The organism is Achromobacter ruhlandii (genome assembly GCF_002082135.1).
Taxonomy (GTDB): domain Bacteria; phylum Pseudomonadota; class Gammaproteobacteria; order Burkholderiales; family Burkholderiaceae_B; genus Achromobacter; species Achromobacter ruhlandii.
In genome coordinates, this window is record NZ_CP017433.1 from 6,310,459 (window position 1) to 6,326,650 (window position 16,192).

The window sequence follows — 16,192 nt, forward strand, 5'->3', positions numbered from 1 at the left end:
GACCCCAGCAGGGGTTTCCTGGAAACGCAAAAGCCCGGGGACGGCAAATTGCGCTGTCCCCGGGCAAATTGACGCAGGTCTTACTTGACTTCGACCTTGGCGCCAGCTTCTTCCAGCTTCTTCTTGGCGGCTTCGGCGTCAGCCTTGGCAACGCCTTCCTTGACGGGCTTCGGCGCGCCGTCGACCAGGTCCTTGGCTTCCTTCAGACCCAGACCGGTCAGCTCGCGCACGGCCTTGATGACGGAAACCTTGTTGGCGCCGGCTTCAGCCAGGACAACGGTGAACTCGGTCTGCTCTTCAGCAGCGGCGGCAGCGCCACCGGCGGCCGGAGCGGCCACGGCCACAGCGGCGGCAGCAGCCGACACGCCGAACTTCTCTTCCATTTCCTTGATCAGCTCGGACAGTTCGAGCACGGTCATGCCAGCGATGGCGTCAAGGATTTCAGCTTTGTTAAGTGCCATTTTTAAGAACTCCAAATATTGGGTAATGCCAGGGTTTGGGTGTCGCTCGGTCGTTCAGCGAATTTCCGTGAAGGGCGGGGATTAAGCCGCGGCCTTCTGATCGCGCACGGCGGCGAGGCCACGGGCGAACTTGGTCGGAACTTCGTTGAGCGTACGCACGAATTGCGCGATGGGGGCTTGCATGGTGCCCAGCAGTTTCGACAGCAACTCTTCGCGCGAGGGCATGGTGGCCAGAGCCTTCACGCCTTCTTGGTTCAGCAGGCTGTTGGGCAGAGCGCCCGCCTTGATGACCAGCTTGTCGTTGCTTTTCGCGAAACCTGCGAGGACCTTGGCCGCCGTAACCGGGTCAGCGCTGATGCCATAGATCAGCGGACCGGTCAGTTGCTCGGCCAACGGCTCGAAAGCCGTGCCGGCAACAGCACGACGGGCCAGCGAGTTCTTCAGAACACGCAGATACACGCCCGATTCACGCGCAGTTTTGCGCAGTACGGTGACAGAGGCGACGTCCAGACCACGGTACTCGGCGATAACAATCGATTGCGCCTTGGCCACTTCGGCCGAGACTTCCTCGATTACCACCGCTTTCTCTTGACGATTGAGACTCACGGTTTGAACACTCCATCAAAAGACGCCTGGGGCCGGAGCCTTGCGCGTCAACCGAATGCGGCGCCTGGTCGAGTTCTTCGGGTAAAGAAATCTTCCTGGGGACGCCGTCTACGCTGGATCCGAACTTTGCGAGCTTCGGGATTAAGCGGGGCAGCGAGGGTACTGCTTCCAGCGGAAGGAGAACCTTCGCGCTGACCTGCTCCAGCGGTCTTTGACAGCAGCATCCGGAGGAATCCGGATGCGGCCCAAAGTACGTTTACAGCTGTTGGCTTAGTTGGTAGCCGACAGCGAGGCAATTTCCACGCGCGCACCGCCGCCCATCGTGGACGAAACGGCCAGCTTGCGCAGGTAGATGCCCTTGGCAGCGGCGGGACGAGCCTTTTGCAGGGCGTCGACCAGCGCGGCCAGGTTGGTTTGCAGCTGTTCCACGCCGAACGACGCGCGGCCGATCGTGGCGTGGATGATGCCGGCCTTGTCGGTGCGGTACTGAACCTGACCGGCCTTGGCGTTCTTGACGGCGGTGGCGACGTCGGGGGTCACGGTGCCGACCTTCGGGTTCGGCATCAGGCCACGCGGGCCCAGGATCTGACCCAGGGCGCCGACGACACGCATCGTGTCGGGCGAGGCGATGACCACGTCGAAGTCCATTTGACCGGCCTTGATCTGGTCAGCCAGGTCGTCCAGGCCGACGATGTCGGCACCAGCGGCCTTGGCGGCCTCGGCCTTGTCGCCTTGGGCGAACACGGCGACACGGACCGACTTGCCGGTGCCGGCGGGCAGCACGACCGAGCCGCGGACCAGTTGGTCCGACTTCTTCGGGTCGATGCCCAGCTGCACGGCCACGTCAATCGATTCGTTGAACTTGGCGACAGCGGTTTCCTTGACCAGGGTCAGGGCTTCGGCGACCGGGTACAGCTTGGTGCGGTCGATCTTTTGCGCAATGGCGGCGGCGCGCTTGCTCAGTTTTGCCATGATTAGATCCCCTCAACCGTGATGCCCATGCTGCGGGCGCTGCCAGCGATCGTGCGGACGGCGGCGTCCAGATCGGCGGCGGTCAGATCGGGGCCCTTGGCCTTGGCGATTTCTTCAGCTTGCGCGCGGGTCAGCGTGCCGACCTTGTCGGTATGCGGCTTGGACGAACCCTTTTGCACGCCGGCGGCCTTCTTGATGAGGACCGTCGCGGGCGGGGTCTTCATGATGAAGGTGAAGCTCTTGTCGGCGAAAGCGGTGATCACCACCGGAATCGGCAGACCAGGCTCCATGCCTTGGGTCTTGGCGTTGAACGCCTTGCAGAATTCCATGATGTTCAGGCCACGCTGACCCAGGGCCGGGCCAATCGGGGGGGAGGGGTTAGCCTTACCAGCCGGCACTTGCAGCTTGATAAAGCCGACGATCTTCTTCGCCATGCTTTGCTCCTTGCGGGTTATATCGCCCTAGCGCGCGGCCAGGGCTCCCCGGGGGTTGAAATCAGGTCTTTTCGACCTGGCTGAAATCCAGTTCGACGGGGGTGGCACGACCGAAGATCGTGACAGACACGCGAACCTTGCTCTTTTCGTAGTTGACTTCTTCGACGTTGCCGTTGAAGTCCGCAAACGGACCTTCCTTGACCCGAACCATCTCGCCCACTTCGAACAGGATCTTGGGACGGGGTTTCTCGACGCCCTCTTCCATCTGGGAGAGGATCTTTTCGACTTCCTTTTCGGAAATCGGGGTCGGACGATTGCCCGAGCCACCCAAAAAGCCGGTGACGCGGTTGGTGTTCTTGACCAGGTGCCACGTTTCGTCGGTCAGGTCCATTTCAACCAGGACGTAACCGGGGAAAATACGGCGCTCGGTGATCGACTTCTGGCCACCCTTGACCTCGACGACTTCCTCGGAGGGCACAAGAATGCGGCCGAAAGACGTTTGCAGGCCCGCGCGCTCGATGCGCTCGTTCAGGGCCTTGTGTACGCTTTTTTCCATGCCGGAGTACACATGGACGACATACCAACGCTTACTCATTCGCCGTCCTTATTTCCAGCCCAACAACAGGCCGTAGAGAATCCATTCGATGCCCTTGTCGAGCACCCACATGAAAATGCCCATGACCGCCACGAACGCGAAAACGATGCCCGTCATCTGGGTCGTTTCCTTGCGGGTCGGCCACGACACACGCTTGACTTCGTTGTAGGACTCGCTGGCAAAGCTCAGGGTGCGACGGCCGGGTTCGCTGAACCAGGCGATCACGGCTGCGATCACGAGGCCGCCGACAAAGACGCCGATACGGGCAGGCATCGGCTGTGCGCTGAGCACGGAAAACCCGACGATGCCAGCAATAACGACAAGAACCGCCAGCCCGAGCTTGACCCGGTCGGCGGTACTGGTTACGGTTTCTACGCTGGTATTAGACATATTGCGACGCGAGCCGCCTGAATGCGTAACTCGCGATGATCTCCCGCGGGTTTATCCTGGCGGTGGCAGGGGCAGTAGGAATCGAACCTACAACCTTCGGTTTTGGAGACCGACGCTCTGCCAATTGAGCTATGCCCCTAAAACTCACACATCACTACACGTGCACTACACTTTCGCCGTTCCTGCCAGGCCGCCACGCGTAGCGGCTTGCGGAACCAAACATCATACTACTTTTACAGCAAAGATGGATAGAGGGACTTGAGAGTCCACTCTACCCATCCGGGTATTGCTTACTTCAGGATCTTGGCGACGACGCCGGCGCCGACGGTACGACCGCCTTCACGGATGGCGAAACGCAGGCCTTCTTCCATGGCGATCGGGGCCAGCAGCTTGACGGTCATCGTCACGTTGTCGCCCGGCAGAACCATTTCCTTGTCGGCCGGCAGGTCGATCGTGCCCGTCACGTCCGTCGTGCGGAAGTAGAACTGGGGACGGTAGCCGTTGAAGAACGGGGTGTGGCGGCCGCCTTCTTCCTTGGACAGGATGTACACCTCGGAGGTGAAGTCCGTGTGCGGGGTGATCGAGCCCGGCTTGGCCAGAACCTGGCCGCGCTGGACGTCTTCACGCTTGGTGCCGCGCAGCAGGATGCCCACGTTGTCGCCGGCTTGACCTTGGTCCAGCAGCTTGCGGAACATTTCCACGCCGGTGCAGGTCGTCTTGACCGTCGGGGTGATACCGACGATTTCGATTTCTTCGCCGACCTTGATCACGCCGCGCTCGATACGGCCGGTCACCACGGTGCCACGACCCGAGATCGAGAACACGTCTTCGACCGGCATCAGGAACGCGCCGTCAACGGCACGCTCGGGCGTCGGGATGTACGTGTCCAGGGCTTGGGCCAGCGACAGGATCGCTTGCTCGCCCAGTTCGCCCTTGTCGCCTTCCAGCGCCAGCTTGGCCGAACCCTTCACGATCGGGGTGTCGTCGCCCGGGAAGTCGTACTTGCTCAGCAGTTCGCGAACTTCCATTTCCACCAGCTCGAGCAGCTCGGCGTCGTCAACCATGTCGGCCTTGTTCAGGAAGACGATGATGTACGGCACGCCAACCTGGCGGCTCAGCAGGATGTGTTCACGCGTTTGCGGCATCGGGCCGTCAGCGGCCGACACGACCAGAATCGCGCCGTCCATCTGCGCTGCGCCCGTGATCATGTTCTTGACGTAGTCAGCGTGGCCCGGGCAGTCAACGTGCGCGTAGTGACGCGTTTCCGTTTCGTACTCGACGTGCGCCGTGTTGATCGTGATGCCGCGAGCCTTTTCCTCAGGTGCCGCGTCGATCTGGTCGTAGCCCTTGGCTTCGCCACCGAACTTGGTCGACAGAACGGTCGTGATGGCCGCCGTCAACGTCGTTTTGCCGTGGTCAACGTGACCAATCGTACCCACGTTCACGTGCGGCTTGGTACGTTCAAACTTGCCTTTTGCCATGGCTGACTCCTGACCTGGATTGCGCTTTTGACTGAAGCTGCTGACTGAAGAAAAGACTTTGGAATTTGTGGTGCCCATGGCGCGGATCGAACGCGCGACCTCTCCCTTACCAAGGGAGTGCTCTACCACTGAGCCACATGGGCATGTGTACTGCTTGGAGCGGGTGAAGGGAATCGAACCCTCGTCGTAAGCTTGGAAGGCTTCTGCTCTACCATTGAGCTACACCCGCGGCTGTCCTTTCACCACCTCACTATCTATCCCAGACTTTCAAAACTAAGGCCTTGGAGAACCAGCCACCTTCGTTGCGAAGGCCGCCCAGTTCCCTAGGCCTACATTTTAAAATCCAGGCAAACATCGCCTGGATTCAGGTTTGGGTCTCTGGTGGAGGAGGTTGGATTCGAACCAACGTAGGCGCAAGGCCAACAGATTTACAGTCTGCCCCCTTTAACCACTCGGGCACCCCTCCAGCGGAGAACTTGAGATTATGAACACTTTCAAATCCGCTGTCAAACGCCTGGGACGAAAAATATTCAAAACTTTCGTTCTGCCTGCCGCGTTTCCGCGCAGAGGGGGCGAAGCTTACAAGATTCCGCGAACGGCTGCACGAAAAAGTTCGGCGTACTGGTCCGGGGTGTAGGTGACCGGGTTGGTACCGCCGGACGGATCCTCGCTGGCCATGCGCCCTATCCGCTCGGCTTGTGCGTCGTCGATGCCGATATCGGCCAGGGTGTGCGGGATGCCGACGGTCTCGCGCAACGCCAGCACCCAGTCGAGCACGGCGCCGGGACTGTCGTCCGGCAACGCCAGGTAGCGCGCCAGCGCCTGCAGCCGCGGCGCGACCGCGTGCTGGTTGGCCTTGAGCACGTAAGGCATCAGGATGGCGTTGAGCATGCCGTGGTGGGCGTCGTACAACGCCCCCAGCGGATGCGCCAGCGCGTGCATCGCGCCGAGCCCGCGCTGGAATGCGGTGGCGCCCATGCTGGAGGCCACCAGCATCTGCTGGCGCGCCTGCAGGTCGGCGCCGTCGGTCACGGCCTGCGGCAGGTATTCCTTGATCATGCGCATGCCTTCCAGCGCGATGCCGGCGGCCATCGGATGGAAGAACGGCGAACAGTAGGCCTCGAGGTTGTGCGACAGCGCGTCCATGCCGGTCGCGGCGGTGATGCGCGGCGGCAGGCCCACTGTGAGCTCGGGGTCGAGGATGACGATGGCGGGCAGCATGCGCGCGTGGAAGATGATGCGCTTGACCTGCGCCGCCTCGTCGGTGATGACGGAGGCGCGTCCCACTTCCGAGCCCGTGCCCGCGGTGGTCGGCACCGCGACGACTGGCGCCATGCCGGCCACGTTCACGCGCAGGTAGTTGTCGCCCACGTCTTCGAAGTCCCACAGCGGACGTTTCTGTCCGGCCATCAGCGCGATGGCCTTGGCCGCGTCCAGCGCCGAGCCGCCGCCGAACGCGATGACGCCGTCGTGACGGCCTTCGCGATAGCGCGACACGCCATCGTCCACGTTCTTGCCGGTGGGGTTGCCCTTCACTTCGTGGAACAGGCCGCATTCGAGTCCGGCCTGGCGGCAGCCGCGCACCGCGTCGGCGATCATGGGCAGCGCGGCCAGGCCGGGATCGGTGACCAACAAGGGGCGCGCCATGCCGAGTTCGCGGCACCAGTCGGGCAACTCCTTGATGCGGCCGGGGCCGGCCTTGATGGCGGTGGGATAGTTCCAGTTGACGCTGGGGACGGCCATGTGGGCTCCTGGTCGCGCGCTCAGGCGTTGCGGCGCAGATGGAAGGATTTGGCTTGGGTGAGCTGTTCGTAGCCGACGCGCGACAACGAAACGCCGCGGCCGGTTTGCTTGACGCCGGTCCACGCCAGCGCGGGATCGAGGTAGTCGCAGCGGTTCATGAAGACGGTGCCGGTGCGCAACTGGCGGCCGAGATGCAATGCGGCCTCTTCATCCTGCGTGAAGATGGCGGCGGTCAGGCCATAGGGGCTGTCGTTCATCAAGGCGACCGCCTCTTCGTCGGTGTCGACCGGCATCACGCCGACCACGGGGCCGAAGCATTCATCGTTCATCACACGCATGCGGTGATCCACCTGCGTCAGCAGCGTCGGCGCCACATACGGCGTACCGGCGCGCGCGGCGTCGAAACGCGTGGCATCGACCAGATTGCGGGCGCCGCGCGCTTCGGCTTCGGCGATCACCTCGCGCACCTCGTCGGCGGCGCGCGTGCGCACCACCGGGCCGAGCGTGGTGTCCGGCTGCAAGGGATCGCCCAGCACGTACTCCTGGGTCAGCGCCGCGGCGCGATCGATGAAATCCTGGTAGCGGTCGCGCGCCACGTAGATGCGCTGGATGCCGCAGCACGATTGGCCGGAGTTGAAGAAGGCGCCGTCGACCAACGTCTCGACCGCGTGCGCCAGGTTGGCGTCGGCGCGCACATACGCGGGGTCGTTGCCGCCCAGCTCCAGGCCCACGCCGATGAAGCGGCCGGCGGCGGCCTTCTCCACGCTCTGGCCGCCACGCACCGAACCGGTGAAGGACACGTAGCCGATCTCGGGCGCGCGGATCAGGCGTTGCGCGATGTCGTGGTTCGCGTGCAGGTACTGGAACACGCCATGCGGCACGCCCGCTTCGCTGAAGGCGCGGCCGATGAGCTCGGCGCACAGCGGGGTCTGGTCGGAATGCTTGAGGATGACGGTGTTGCCGGCCATCAGCGCAGGCACGATGCTGTTCACGGCCGTTAGCAGCGGATAGTTCCACGGCGCGATCGTCAACGCCACGCCGATCGGCTCGCGGCTGATGAAGCGCGTGAAGCCCGCGATCTCGGGCACCTGGATCGGCGCCAGCGCTTCGGCGGCGATGCCGATCATGTGGCGCGCGCGCGCCTCGAAGCCATCGACCTCACCCGGCGTGTAGCGCAGGGGACGGCCCATCTGGATCGTGATGGCCCGCGCGATCTCGACCTTGCCCGCGACAAAGCGCGTCACCGCCTCGGACAGGATGCGGCCGCGCTGCTCGATGCCGAGCGCGTGCCAGGCACCCTGCGCGGCCTGCGCGTCGGCCAGCGCCTGCGCGACCTGCGCCTCGCTGGCGTAGGGACGGCGCACGACTTCGCGGCCGTCGATGGGACTGATGGTGATGAGTTCCTGCGTCATGGCGACCCTGTGCATGCGTGGAGAAAAGATGAAGCGGCGGCGTTCAGATGATCTCGAAATAGCGAGCCAGTTCCCAGTCCGTGACGTGACGGCGGAACTGGCGTTCTTCCCATTCGCGCGTGGCGGCGTAATGCTCGACGAAGGCATTGCCGAACAGCTCGCGCGCGGCTTCGGATTGGCGCAGACGCTGCGCCGCTTCCCACAACGTCGTGGGCAGGCGCAGGTGCTCGGGAAACTGCTGCGTGTAGGCGTTGCCCTGCACCATCGGTTCGGGTTGCAGGCCCAGTTCGATGCCGCGCAGGCCCGACGCCAGCGCGGCCGACAGCGCCAGGTACGGATTCGCGTCGGCCGAGCCGATACGCACTTCGACACGCTGCGACTTGTCGCTGCCCGGGATGAGACGCAGCGCGGTGGTGCGGTTCTCCATGCCCCAGGTCGCGTCCAGCGGAGCCCAGTAGCCCGGCACCAGGCGCGAATAACTGTTGATGGTCTGCGCGTATAGCGCCATGAATTCGGGCAGGTAGCGCTGCACGCCGGCCATGAAGGCTTCCTGTGTCGCGCTCATGCCGTGCGGGCGCGACTCGTCGTGGAACGCCGAGCGGCCGCTGGTGCGGTCGCGCAGCGACAGATGGATGTGACCGCTCTGGCCGGGATGATCGTGCGACCACTTCGCCATGAAGGTGGCCATCAGCCCATTCTGCTGCGCCAGCGCCTTGGTGAAGGTCTTGAAGAGGAAGGCCTTGTCGCCGGCGGCGGCGGCCTGGTCGACCGCGATGGCCGCCTCCAGCACGCCGGGACCGGTCTCGGTATGCAGGCCCTCGATCGGCATGTCCATGCGCTCGCACATGTCGAGCAGCTTGCGGTAGAAATCGCCCTGCACCGTGCTGCGCAGCACCGAGTAGCCGAAGTTGCCGGGGGTCCAGTTCTCCATGTCGCGGTAGTGCTTGGCGCGCACCGAGTGCGGCGTCTCGCGGAACATGAAGAACTCGTATTCGAGCGCGGCGTAGACCTCAAAGCCCATGCCGGCGGCGCGGTCCAGCGTGCGGTGCAGCAGGCGGCGCGGGCAGATGTCGGCGGCGGGGCCTTCGAACTCGGCCAGGAACAGCAACATGTCCTCGCCCCCGGGGCCCTGCTCCAGCGGCAGCCGGCGGCAGGTGCTGGGCACGATGCGCAGCTTGGCATCGGGATAGGCCGTGTGCCAGCCGGTGTACTTGGTGTTGTCGTAGAGCTGATCGTCCAGGTCCCAGCCGAACACCACGTCGCAGAACGCCAGCCCGCCGCGCAGCGCGGCCAGGAATTTGTCGCGCCTGACATACTTGCCCAGCATGACGCCATCGACGTCGGACAGGCCGATCTTGATATGCGAGAGCGTGCTGGCCTGGACCAGCCGCTCCGCGTCTTCCACCGTTGCTACCCCTAGTGCATGCATGGCTCGTTCACCTTGTCGTGGCTGAAGCGTTGCGTTGACGTGCGGGGTCGCGGGGCGCGGTGTTTCAGGTCACGGCCGCCCCCAGCATCCGCATCGCCTCGCGATGCAGTTGCGGCGTGGCGGCCGCGATCACGCGGCCCTGCGACGCGAGGCCTAACGGCTGCCCCGACCAATCGGTAATGACGCCGCCCGCGCCTTCGATCACGGGCATCAGCGCCAGATAGTCATACGGCTGCAGGCCGGCCTCGACCACCAGGTCGACATGGCCGCTGGCCAGCAGGCCATAGCTGTAGCAATCGCCGCCATAGCGGCGCATGCGCACCGAGCGCGCCAGCGCCTCGAACGCGTCCAGGTCGGCGCCTTCGAAGATGTCGGGCGAGGTGGCGTAGAGAATCGCCTGGTCCAGTTCGGTGCAGGGGCGCGCGCGGCAGGGTTCGCCATTCAGGCGCGCGGGCGAACCGGCAACGCCCAGCCAGCGTTCGGCCATCATGGGAATGTCGATCAGGCCCAGCACCGGGCGGCCGCGGTGCAGCAGGCCCAGCAGCGTGCCCCACAGGGGATTGCCGGAGATGAAGGCGCGGGTGCCGTCGATGGGATCGAGCGACCACACCCACTCGGCCTCCGCATGGCTGGCGCCGTATTCCTCGCCGAAGATGCCGTGATCCGGATACTGGCGGGCGATGGCTTCGCGCAGCGCCTGCTCGACCTCGCGGTCGGCACGGGTGACGGGACTTTCATCCGCTTTGGTTTCGACCATCAGGGGGTGGCGGAACCACTGGCGCGACAAGGGCCGGACCTGGTCCGCCAGCGTCTGGGCGAACGAGGAAAACGCGGCCAATTGCTGCGCGGTAAGCGGCGGCGAAGTTTGCATGACGAGCTCCGAGGCGTAACGCGGCGCGGAAAGACCCATGCGATTCGGGTTTTTCCAGTCTAGACACGTTGCCACAAATTTGCAAATATACCTAAAAACGCAACCAGGGAAACGCAACGTTTCCTCGCGCAACCCTACCGCCCCGCCCCGCAGGTCGCCGTTCGCAGAAAAGCAGCTCATCGCCGTTGCCGTGTATTCCTTTCCGGAGTCCCATCATGCAATGTAAGAAGAAGCTTGGTCTCGTGGTTGCAGTGATTTCCCTAGGTTTGACCCAGGCCGTCCACGCTGGCGCCATCACCGTCTACACCGCGCTGGAGGAAGACGAGATCGCCGCCTACCTGAAGGCCGCCAATGCCGCGCTGCCGGACGTGAAGGTGAACGTGCTGCGGCTGTCCACCGGCGACCTGGGCGCGCGCCTGATCGCCGAGGCCGGCAATCCGCAGCAGGACGTGATCTGGGGATTTGCCGTCAGCAACATGCTGGATCCGCGCCTGCAGAAGCTGCTGGAGCCCTATGCGGCCAAGGGCATCGACGCCCTGCCGGCGCAATACAAGGCCGCCGACAACAAGTGGTTCGCCGCCACCGGCTACGTGGCCGCGTTCTGTGTCAACACCGACCGGCTCAAGTCCAAGAACCTGCCGATGCCGACCTCATGGGAAGACCTGACCAAGCCGGTCTACAAGGGCGAGATCGTCATCCCCAGTCCGGCCGCATCCGGCACCGGTTATCTGCAGATCGTGGCGCTGCTGCAGGGCCTGGGCGCCGAGAAAGGCTGGGCGCTGCTCAAGGACCTGGACAAGAACGTGGCGCAGTACACGCCGTCGGGTTCCCGCCCCTGCAAGATGGCGCGCGCCGGCGAGTATGCGATCGGCGTGTCGTTCGCGTTCCCGGCGATGCAATCGATCGAGGAGGGCTTTCCGGTGAAGATGGTGATCCCGTCGAAATGGGTGGGCTACGAACTCGAAGCCTCCGGCCTGATGAAGACGTCGAAGAATCCCGCGGACGCCAAGCGCTTCCTCGACTGGACGCTGTCGGCGCAGGCAGGCGGGCTGTACAGCAAGTACAAGGAACTGGTGACGATTCCCGGCGCCGCCCCCAACAAGGCGGCCGAGGCCGCCGGGCTGCCCAAGGACCTGACCGCCGTGCTGTACCCCGTGGACTTCCAGAAATCGGCGGCGGAACGCGACGCCACCATCAAGACCTGGCAGGACACCATCAAACGCTGACGGCGCGCGCGGCCGGCGCCGCCGGCCGCCACGCCACCGCCTGGAGCGGCCATGTACCTGGAATTGCGCGGGATCCGCAAGACCTTCGACGGCGCGGTGGCGCTGGAAGGCATCGACCTGTCGGTGGGCGAACATGAATTCGTCTGCCTGCTGGGACCCAGCGGCTGCGGCAAGACGACCCTGCTGCGCATCGTCGCCGGGTTGCTGCCGTTCGACAGCGGCACCATCACGCTGGGCGGACGCGACCTGTCGGCGCTGCCGGCGCGCAAGCGCGGCTTTGGCATCGTGTTCCAGTCGTATTCACTGTTTCCCAACATGACCGTGGCCGAGAACGTCGGCTACGGCTTGCGCATCCGTGGCGAGAGCCGCGAGCGCATCGACGCGCGAGTGCGTGAATTGCTGGCGCTGATCAAGCTGCCGGATTATGCACAGCGTTATCCCCACCAGTTGTCCGGCGGCCAGCAACAGCGCGTGGCACTGGCACGGGCGCTGGCGGTGGACCCGGCGCTGATCCTGCTGGACGAACCCTTGTCGGCGCTGGATGCGCGCGTGCGCACCGACATGCGCGCCGAGATCCACGAGGTGCAGCGCCGCCTGCGGATTCCGACCATCATGGTGACGCACGACCAGGAGGAAGCGCTGACGCTGGCGGACAAGATCGTGTGCATGAATGACGGCCGCGTCGAGCAGGTGGGCTCGCCTTCCGATCTGTATCTGCGGCCGAGCACACGCTTCGTCGCCAACTTCGTCGGCCTGAGCAACCTGCTGCCGACCGACTGGGTGCGCGAGGCCATGCCGGCGTTGCTGGCGACCCGGCCCGATGGCGCCAGCGAGCGTTTCGAGGCCTGCCTGCGGCCGGAAAGCCTGCGCATCGCCGCCGACGAGCGCGGGCCGGGCCGGGTGCGGGAAATGACCTTCATGGGCAACCTGACGCGCGTGCGGGTGGACTGGCGAGGCCGCGAGTTGCTGGTCGAACAACAGGGCACGGCGGGCTTGTCGCAGGGCGCGCCCGTGCGGCTGGACATGGCGCCGGAACAATGCGCCTGGGTTCGCGTATGACTGCGTCCGCCACGCCGGCACGCGCGGGAGTCCGAGCATGAATACGGTTCGTATCGGCGCCGCCGCGTCGTCCCGCGCCGGCCGCGCGTCCGTGTCGCTGGACCGGGTGTTGCTCTGGACCTGCGTCGGCATCCCGATGGCCGGGCTGGCATTGTTCTTCCTGTATCCATTGGCCACGGTCGGCTGGCGCAGCCTGGTGGAAAAGGACGGCGCTATCGGCCTGGGCAATTACGCCGAGGTGTTCGCCACCCGCGGCATCCTGACCGCCACCGCCAACAGCCTGACGATGAGCGCGGCCACCACCGCCGTCAGCCTGCTGCTGGGCTTTGCCATCGCTTTCGGGCTGGACCGCAGCCGCATGCGCGGCAAGGCGCTGGTGAAGCTGGCGCTGGTGCTGCCGCTGCTGGCGCCGTCGCTGGTGCAGGGGCTGGGGCTGATCTTCATCCTTGGACGCAACGGCCTGGTGCATCGCTGGACCGGGTGGGAATTCGATATCTACGGGTTCTGGGGCCTGCTGATCTCGAACGTGTTCTACGCCCTGCCCCAGGCCGTGCTGATCCTCCAGGCGGCGCTACGCAACACGGATGCGCGCTATTACGACGCGGCCGAGGTGATGGGCGCGTCGAGCGCGCGGCAGTTCTTCGACATCACGCTGCCCAACTGCAAATTCGGGCTGCTGAGCGCGGCGTTCGTCGTGTTCGTCATCACCATCACCGACTTCGGCAACGCCGCGGTGATCGGCGGCAACTATCGCGTGCTGGCCACCGAGATCTACAGCCAGGTGTCGGGGCAGATGAATTTCGGCATGGGCTCGGTGGTGGGCATTTTGCTGCTGCTGCCGTCGCTGATCTCGGTGCAGATCGAACGGGTGGCGTCGCAGCGCCAGTTCGGCGCCGCGTCGCCCAGCGGGTTGCGCGTCACGCCACAACCGGCGCGCGGGCGCGACCTGGCGTTCACGGCCGGCGTATTGCTGTGCGCCAGCGCCATCGTGGTGACGGTGGGCACGGTGGTTTTCGCGAGCTTCATGCGGCTGTGGCCGTACCGCATGGAGTGGACTTTGAAGCACTACGACATCACCGTCAGCGGCGGTTATGCGCCGTTGTGGACCTCGCTGTACCTGTCGCTGGCGGCCGCGGCCGGCGGGGTGCTGCTGCTGTTCTTCCTGACCTTCGGTGTCTGCCGCATCCCGCGCGCCTGGGCCAAGCTGGTGTACCTGGTGTCGGTGCTGCCAGTGGGCGTGCCGGGGCTGGTGCTGGGGCTGTCCTACATCTTCGCCTTCAACTCGCCCGCCAATCCGCTCTACGCGCTGTATGGCAGCGCCGCGCTGATCGCGCTGTGCAACTTCTACCACTATCACACGCAGGGCTTCCTGACGATGATGACCGGCATGCGCGCGGTGCCGCAGGCGCTGGAGGAGGCGGTGAACTGCCTGGGCGGCGGCACCGTGCAGGTGCTGCGCGACGCGGTGCTGCCGCAGATCGCCCCAACGGTGCTGGGCGTGTTCTTTTTCCTGTTCATGCGTTCCATGGTGACGCTGTCGGCGGTGATCTTCCTGGTCACGCCGTCGGTCAGCGTCGCGCCGGTTTCCGTACTGCGGCTGGACGAAGCGGGGTTCGTCTCGCAGGCGGCGGCCTATTCGACGCTTATCATGCTGGTCGTGGGCGGTTCGCTGCTGGCGATGCGCGCGTTGATCGCGCTGCCGGCGCGACGCCGCAAATAGATTAGGAAGCATCCGATATGTGGCAAGAAGAGCGGTATCAGAGAATCCGCGCCCTGCTGTCTTCGCTGCAGCAGGTATCGACCGACCGTATCGTCGGCGAGTTGGGGGTATCGCGGGAGACTGTCCGGCGCGATCTGCTGGAGCTGGAGGCGATGGGCGAATTGCGCCGCGTGCATGGCGGCGCGGTGCCGGTGCACAGCGAGCCGCCGATCACCGAGCGCGTGCACACCCGCGTCAAGTACAAGCGCGCCATCGCGCGCGCCGCCGCCAGCCTGGTGACGAGCGGCCAGACGCTGTTCCTGGACGCCGGCAGCACCACCAGCATGCTGGCGGACGAGCTGGCCAAGCTGAGCGGCCTGACCCTCATCACCAATTCGTTCGACGTGGCGCTCAAGGTCGGCGCCGCCGGTAGCGGCGCCAATGAACTCATCATGCTGGGCGGATCGGTGGGCGGGCCGGTGTGCGCCACCGCCGGCGACATCACCATCGCCGAGATCCACCGCTACCGCGCCGACGTGGCGTTGCTGTCGCCGGTGGGCGTGGATGCCGAATGCGGCGCCACCAGCTACGACCTGCGCGAAGCCGAGGTGGCGCGCGCCATGGCGGCCAACGCCAAGCAGCGCATCCTGCTGGCCGACTTCAGCAAGATCGGCCTGTGCAGCCGGGTGTCGTACTGCGAGGTGAACCGCATCGATCACCTCGTCACCAACACCAATGCGCAGAAGCAGCCGGCCTTCGCGGCCCTGAAGAGCGCGGTCGGCAAGATGCTGGTGGTGTAGCGCCGCCTCAATCCACCGACACCCCCGCCACCTTCACCATGTCGGCCCAGTACGCGGTGTCCTGTTGCAGGCGCTTGCCGAACGCATCGGGCGCGCTGCCGACGGGTTGGCTGCCGCCGGCCTGGATCTTGGCGATGACGTTAGGCGACTTCATGGCCTGCGCCACCGCCTGCGCCAGGTAGGCGACGCGCTCGGGCGGCGTGCCGGCCGGCGCGAACAGGCCGTACCAGTCGTCGGCCGTGATGCCGTCCATGCCGGATTGGCCAAGCGTGGGCGCGCCCTTGAAGATGCCGATGCCGGTTTCATGGCTGAGCGCAAGGATGCGCAGCTTGCCGGCCGCCACCATCGGCTCGGCCGAGGCCGGCGAGGTGATCAGCATATCGACCGTGCCGCCCATCAGGTCGGTGATCGCGGGCGCGGCGCCGCGGTACGGCACGTGCACCAGCTTGACGTTGGCCTTCTGCGACAGCAGCGCCCCCATCAGGTGGCTCATGGTGCCGTTGCCGGGCGTGGCGTAGGTGATGACGCCCGGCTGCTTGCGCGCCGCGTCCAGATAGTCGCCCAGCGACTTGTAGGCGCTTTCGCTGCGCGCCACCAGCACCAGCGGTGCCGAGGTGATCTGCGAGATCGGCACGAAATCCTTGAGCGGATCGAAGCCGACGTTCTTGTACAGGCGCGGATTGACCGCCATGACGCTGGTCTGCGACATCACCAGCGTGTAGCCATCGGGCTTGGCGCGCGACACCTGCGAGGTGCCAACGTTGCCGCCCGCGCCGGAGCGGTTTTCCACCACCACGCTCTGGCCGATGAGGGCGCCCAGTTCCTGCGCGATGAGACGCGCCACGCCATCATTGCCGCCCCCGGGCGGGAACGGCGACACCACGGTGATCGCCTGCTTGGGATAATCGGCCAATGGCGCCGGCGCCTGGGCGTGGGCGTTCATCCCCCAGGCCAGGCAGGCCAGGGCCGCGGCGGTCTTGCAGGCATGCTGCAGGTTGAGCTTGTTCATCGGTA

General features: G+C 65.2%; 16 protein-coding genes and 4 tRNA genes. 4 read left to right on the forward strand and 16 right to left on the reverse strand.

Going from position 1 to position 16,192, the window contains the following annotated elements:
• Positions 1-80: 80 nt before the first annotated feature.
• The 15 genes from rplL to hisN all read right to left on the reverse strand — a co-directional run bounded on the left by rplL (position 81) and on the right by hisN (position 10,394).
• Entirely contained in the window at positions 81-461 is a 381-nt protein-coding gene (rplL, locus tag AruCF_RS28655) for a 50S ribosomal protein L7/L12 (RefSeq protein ID WP_006389590.1), read from the reverse strand.
• A gap of 81 nt (positions 462-542) precedes the next feature.
• Positions 543-1,067: a 50S ribosomal protein L10 gene (gene rplJ / locus AruCF_RS28660; protein WP_006389589.1), complete on the reverse strand. Its 525-nt coding sequence runs from the start codon at positions 1,065-1,067 to the stop codon at positions 543-545.
• A gap of 270 nt (positions 1,068-1,337) precedes the next feature.
• Complete coding sequence (rplA, locus tag AruCF_RS28665) at positions 1,338-2,039, reverse strand: 50S ribosomal protein L1 (RefSeq protein ID WP_006389588.1); 702 nt, start codon at positions 2,037-2,039, stop codon at positions 1,338-1,340.
• Positions 2,040-2,041: 2 nt separating this feature from the next.
• Complete coding sequence (rplK, locus tag AruCF_RS28670; RefSeq protein WP_006389587.1) at positions 2,042-2,473, reverse strand: 50S ribosomal protein L11; 432 nt, start codon at positions 2,471-2,473, stop codon at positions 2,042-2,044.
• A 61-nt stretch (positions 2,474-2,534) separates the two neighbouring features.
• On the reverse strand, positions 2,535-3,068 hold the full coding sequence (gene nusG / locus AruCF_RS28675) for a transcription termination/antitermination protein NusG (protein WP_006389586.1): 534 nt from the start codon (positions 3,066-3,068) through the stop codon (positions 2,535-2,537).
• A 9-nt stretch (positions 3,069-3,077) separates the two neighbouring features.
• Positions 3,078-3,458 carry a preprotein translocase subunit SecE gene (gene secE / locus AruCF_RS28680; protein ID WP_006389585.1) on the reverse strand — a complete coding sequence of 127 codons (381 nt, stop codon included), beginning with the start codon at positions 3,456-3,458 and terminating at the stop codon, positions 3,078-3,080.
• 63 nt (positions 3,459-3,521) lie between these two features.
• Positions 3,522-3,597, reverse strand: a tRNA-Trp gene (locus AruCF_RS28685).
• A 151-nt stretch (positions 3,598-3,748) separates the two neighbouring features.
• Positions 3,749-4,939: an elongation factor Tu gene (gene tuf / locus AruCF_RS28690; RefSeq protein WP_020925806.1), complete on the reverse strand. Its 1,191-nt coding sequence runs from the start codon at positions 4,937-4,939 to the stop codon at positions 3,749-3,751.
• 68 nt (positions 4,940-5,007) lie between these two features.
• Positions 5,008-5,082 (reverse strand) — tRNA-Thr (locus tag AruCF_RS28695).
• A 12-nt stretch (positions 5,083-5,094) separates the two neighbouring features.
• A tRNA-Gly gene (locus AruCF_RS28700) sits at positions 5,095-5,168 on the reverse strand.
• A gap of 150 nt (positions 5,169-5,318) precedes the next feature.
• Positions 5,319-5,405: transfer RNA gene (locus tag AruCF_RS28705), tRNA-Tyr, on the reverse strand.
• A 113-nt stretch (positions 5,406-5,518) separates the two neighbouring features.
• Positions 5,519-6,682, reverse strand: coding sequence for an iron-containing alcohol dehydrogenase (locus AruCF_RS28710; RefSeq protein WP_049077271.1), 1,164 nt, complete (start codon positions 6,680-6,682; stop codon positions 5,519-5,521).
• A gap of 20 nt (positions 6,683-6,702) precedes the next feature.
• Positions 6,703-8,094 carry an aldehyde dehydrogenase family protein gene (locus AruCF_RS28715; protein ID WP_049077273.1) on the reverse strand — a complete coding sequence of 464 codons (1,392 nt, stop codon included), beginning with the start codon at positions 8,092-8,094 and terminating at the stop codon, positions 6,703-6,705.
• Between the two features lie 43 nt (positions 8,095-8,137).
• Positions 8,138-9,523, reverse strand: a complete 1,386-nt coding sequence (locus tag AruCF_RS28720; RefSeq protein ID WP_049077274.1) for a glutamine synthetase family protein — start codon at positions 9,521-9,523, stop codon at positions 8,138-8,140.
• Between the two features lie 64 nt (positions 9,524-9,587).
• Entirely contained in the window at positions 9,588-10,394 is an 807-nt protein-coding gene (gene hisN / locus AruCF_RS28725) for a histidinol-phosphatase (RefSeq protein WP_049078213.1), read from the reverse strand.
• A gap of 215 nt (positions 10,395-10,609) precedes the next feature.
• Here hisN and AruCF_RS28730 point away from each other — a divergent pair, with 215 nt between their 5' ends.
• From AruCF_RS28730 to AruCF_RS28745, 4 genes are read left to right on the forward strand one after another with little or no spacing between them, the layout of a single operon-like run.
• Positions 10,610-11,620 (forward strand): ABC transporter substrate-binding protein, encoded by a 1,011-nt coding sequence (locus AruCF_RS28730; protein WP_053086031.1) that lies wholly within the window; start codon positions 10,610-10,612, stop codon positions 11,618-11,620.
• Between the two features lie 51 nt (positions 11,621-11,671).
• A complete protein-coding gene (locus AruCF_RS28735) occupies positions 11,672-12,679 on the forward strand; it encodes an ABC transporter ATP-binding protein (protein ID WP_049077279.1) in 1,008 nt (335 codons plus the stop codon).
• 37 nt (positions 12,680-12,716) lie between these two features.
• Positions 12,717-14,399 (forward strand): ABC transporter permease subunit, encoded by a 1,683-nt coding sequence (locus AruCF_RS28740; RefSeq protein WP_049077282.1) that lies wholly within the window; start codon positions 12,717-12,719, stop codon positions 14,397-14,399.
• A gap of 17 nt (positions 14,400-14,416) precedes the next feature.
• Entirely contained in the window at positions 14,417-15,178 is a 762-nt protein-coding gene (locus AruCF_RS28745) for a DeoR/GlpR family DNA-binding transcription regulator (RefSeq protein ID WP_049077284.1), read from the forward strand.
• Between the two features lie 7 nt (positions 15,179-15,185).
• Here AruCF_RS28745 and AruCF_RS28750 read toward each other — a convergent pair whose 3' ends face one another.
• On the reverse strand, positions 15,186-16,187 hold the full coding sequence (locus AruCF_RS28750) for a Bug family tripartite tricarboxylate transporter substrate binding protein (protein ID WP_049077287.1): 1,002 nt from the start codon (positions 16,185-16,187) through the stop codon (positions 15,186-15,188).
• Positions 16,188-16,192 lie beyond the last annotated feature (5 nt).

Bases quoted from the DNA above. Each gene is read 5' to 3' on its own strand.
- rplL (WP_006389590.1), bottom strand. From the start codon at position 461: ATGGCACTTAACAAAGCTGAAATCCTTGACGCCATCGCTGGCATGACC.
- rplA (WP_006389588.1), bottom strand. From the start codon at position 2,039: ATGGCAAAACTGAGCAAGCGCGCCGCCGCCATTGCGCAAAAGATCGAC.
- rplK (WP_006389587.1), bottom strand. From the start codon at position 2,473: ATGGCGAAGAAGATCGTCGGCTTTATCAAGCTGCAAGTGCCGGCTGGT.
- nusG (WP_006389586.1), bottom strand. From the start codon at position 3,068: ATGAGTAAGCGTTGGTATGTCGTCCATGTGTACTCCGGCATGGAAAAA.
- secE (WP_006389585.1), bottom strand. From the start codon at position 3,458: ATGTCTAATACCAGCGTAGAAACCGTAACCAGTACCGCCGACCGGGTC.
- tuf (WP_020925806.1), bottom strand. From the start codon at position 4,939: ATGGCAAAAGGCAAGTTTGAACGTACCAAGCCGCACGTGAACGTGGGT.
- AruCF_RS28710 (WP_049077271.1), bottom strand. From the start codon at position 6,682: ATGGCCGTCCCCAGCGTCAACTGGAACTATCCCACCGCCATCAAGGCC.
- AruCF_RS28715 (WP_049077273.1), bottom strand. From the start codon at position 8,094: ATGACGCAGGAACTCATCACCATCAGTCCCATCGACGGCCGCGAAGTC.
- AruCF_RS28720 (WP_049077274.1), bottom strand. From the start codon at position 9,523: ATGCATGCACTAGGGGTAGCAACGGTGGAAGACGCGGAGCGGCTGGTC.
- hisN (WP_049078213.1), bottom strand. From the start codon at position 10,394: ATGCAAACTTCGCCGCCGCTTACCGCGCAGCAATTGGCCGCGTTTTCC.
- AruCF_RS28730 (WP_053086031.1), top strand. From the start codon at position 10,610: ATGCAATGTAAGAAGAAGCTTGGTCTCGTGGTTGCAGTGATTTCCCTA.
- AruCF_RS28735 (WP_049077279.1), top strand. From the start codon at position 11,672: ATGTACCTGGAATTGCGCGGGATCCGCAAGACCTTCGACGGCGCGGTG.
- AruCF_RS28740 (WP_049077282.1), top strand. From the start codon at position 12,717: ATGAATACGGTTCGTATCGGCGCCGCCGCGTCGTCCCGCGCCGGCCGC.
- AruCF_RS28745 (WP_049077284.1), top strand. From the start codon at position 14,417: ATGTGGCAAGAAGAGCGGTATCAGAGAATCCGCGCCCTGCTGTCTTCG.
- AruCF_RS28750 (WP_049077287.1), bottom strand. From the start codon at position 16,187: ATGAACAAGCTCAACCTGCAGCATGCCTGCAAGACCGCCGCGGCCCTG.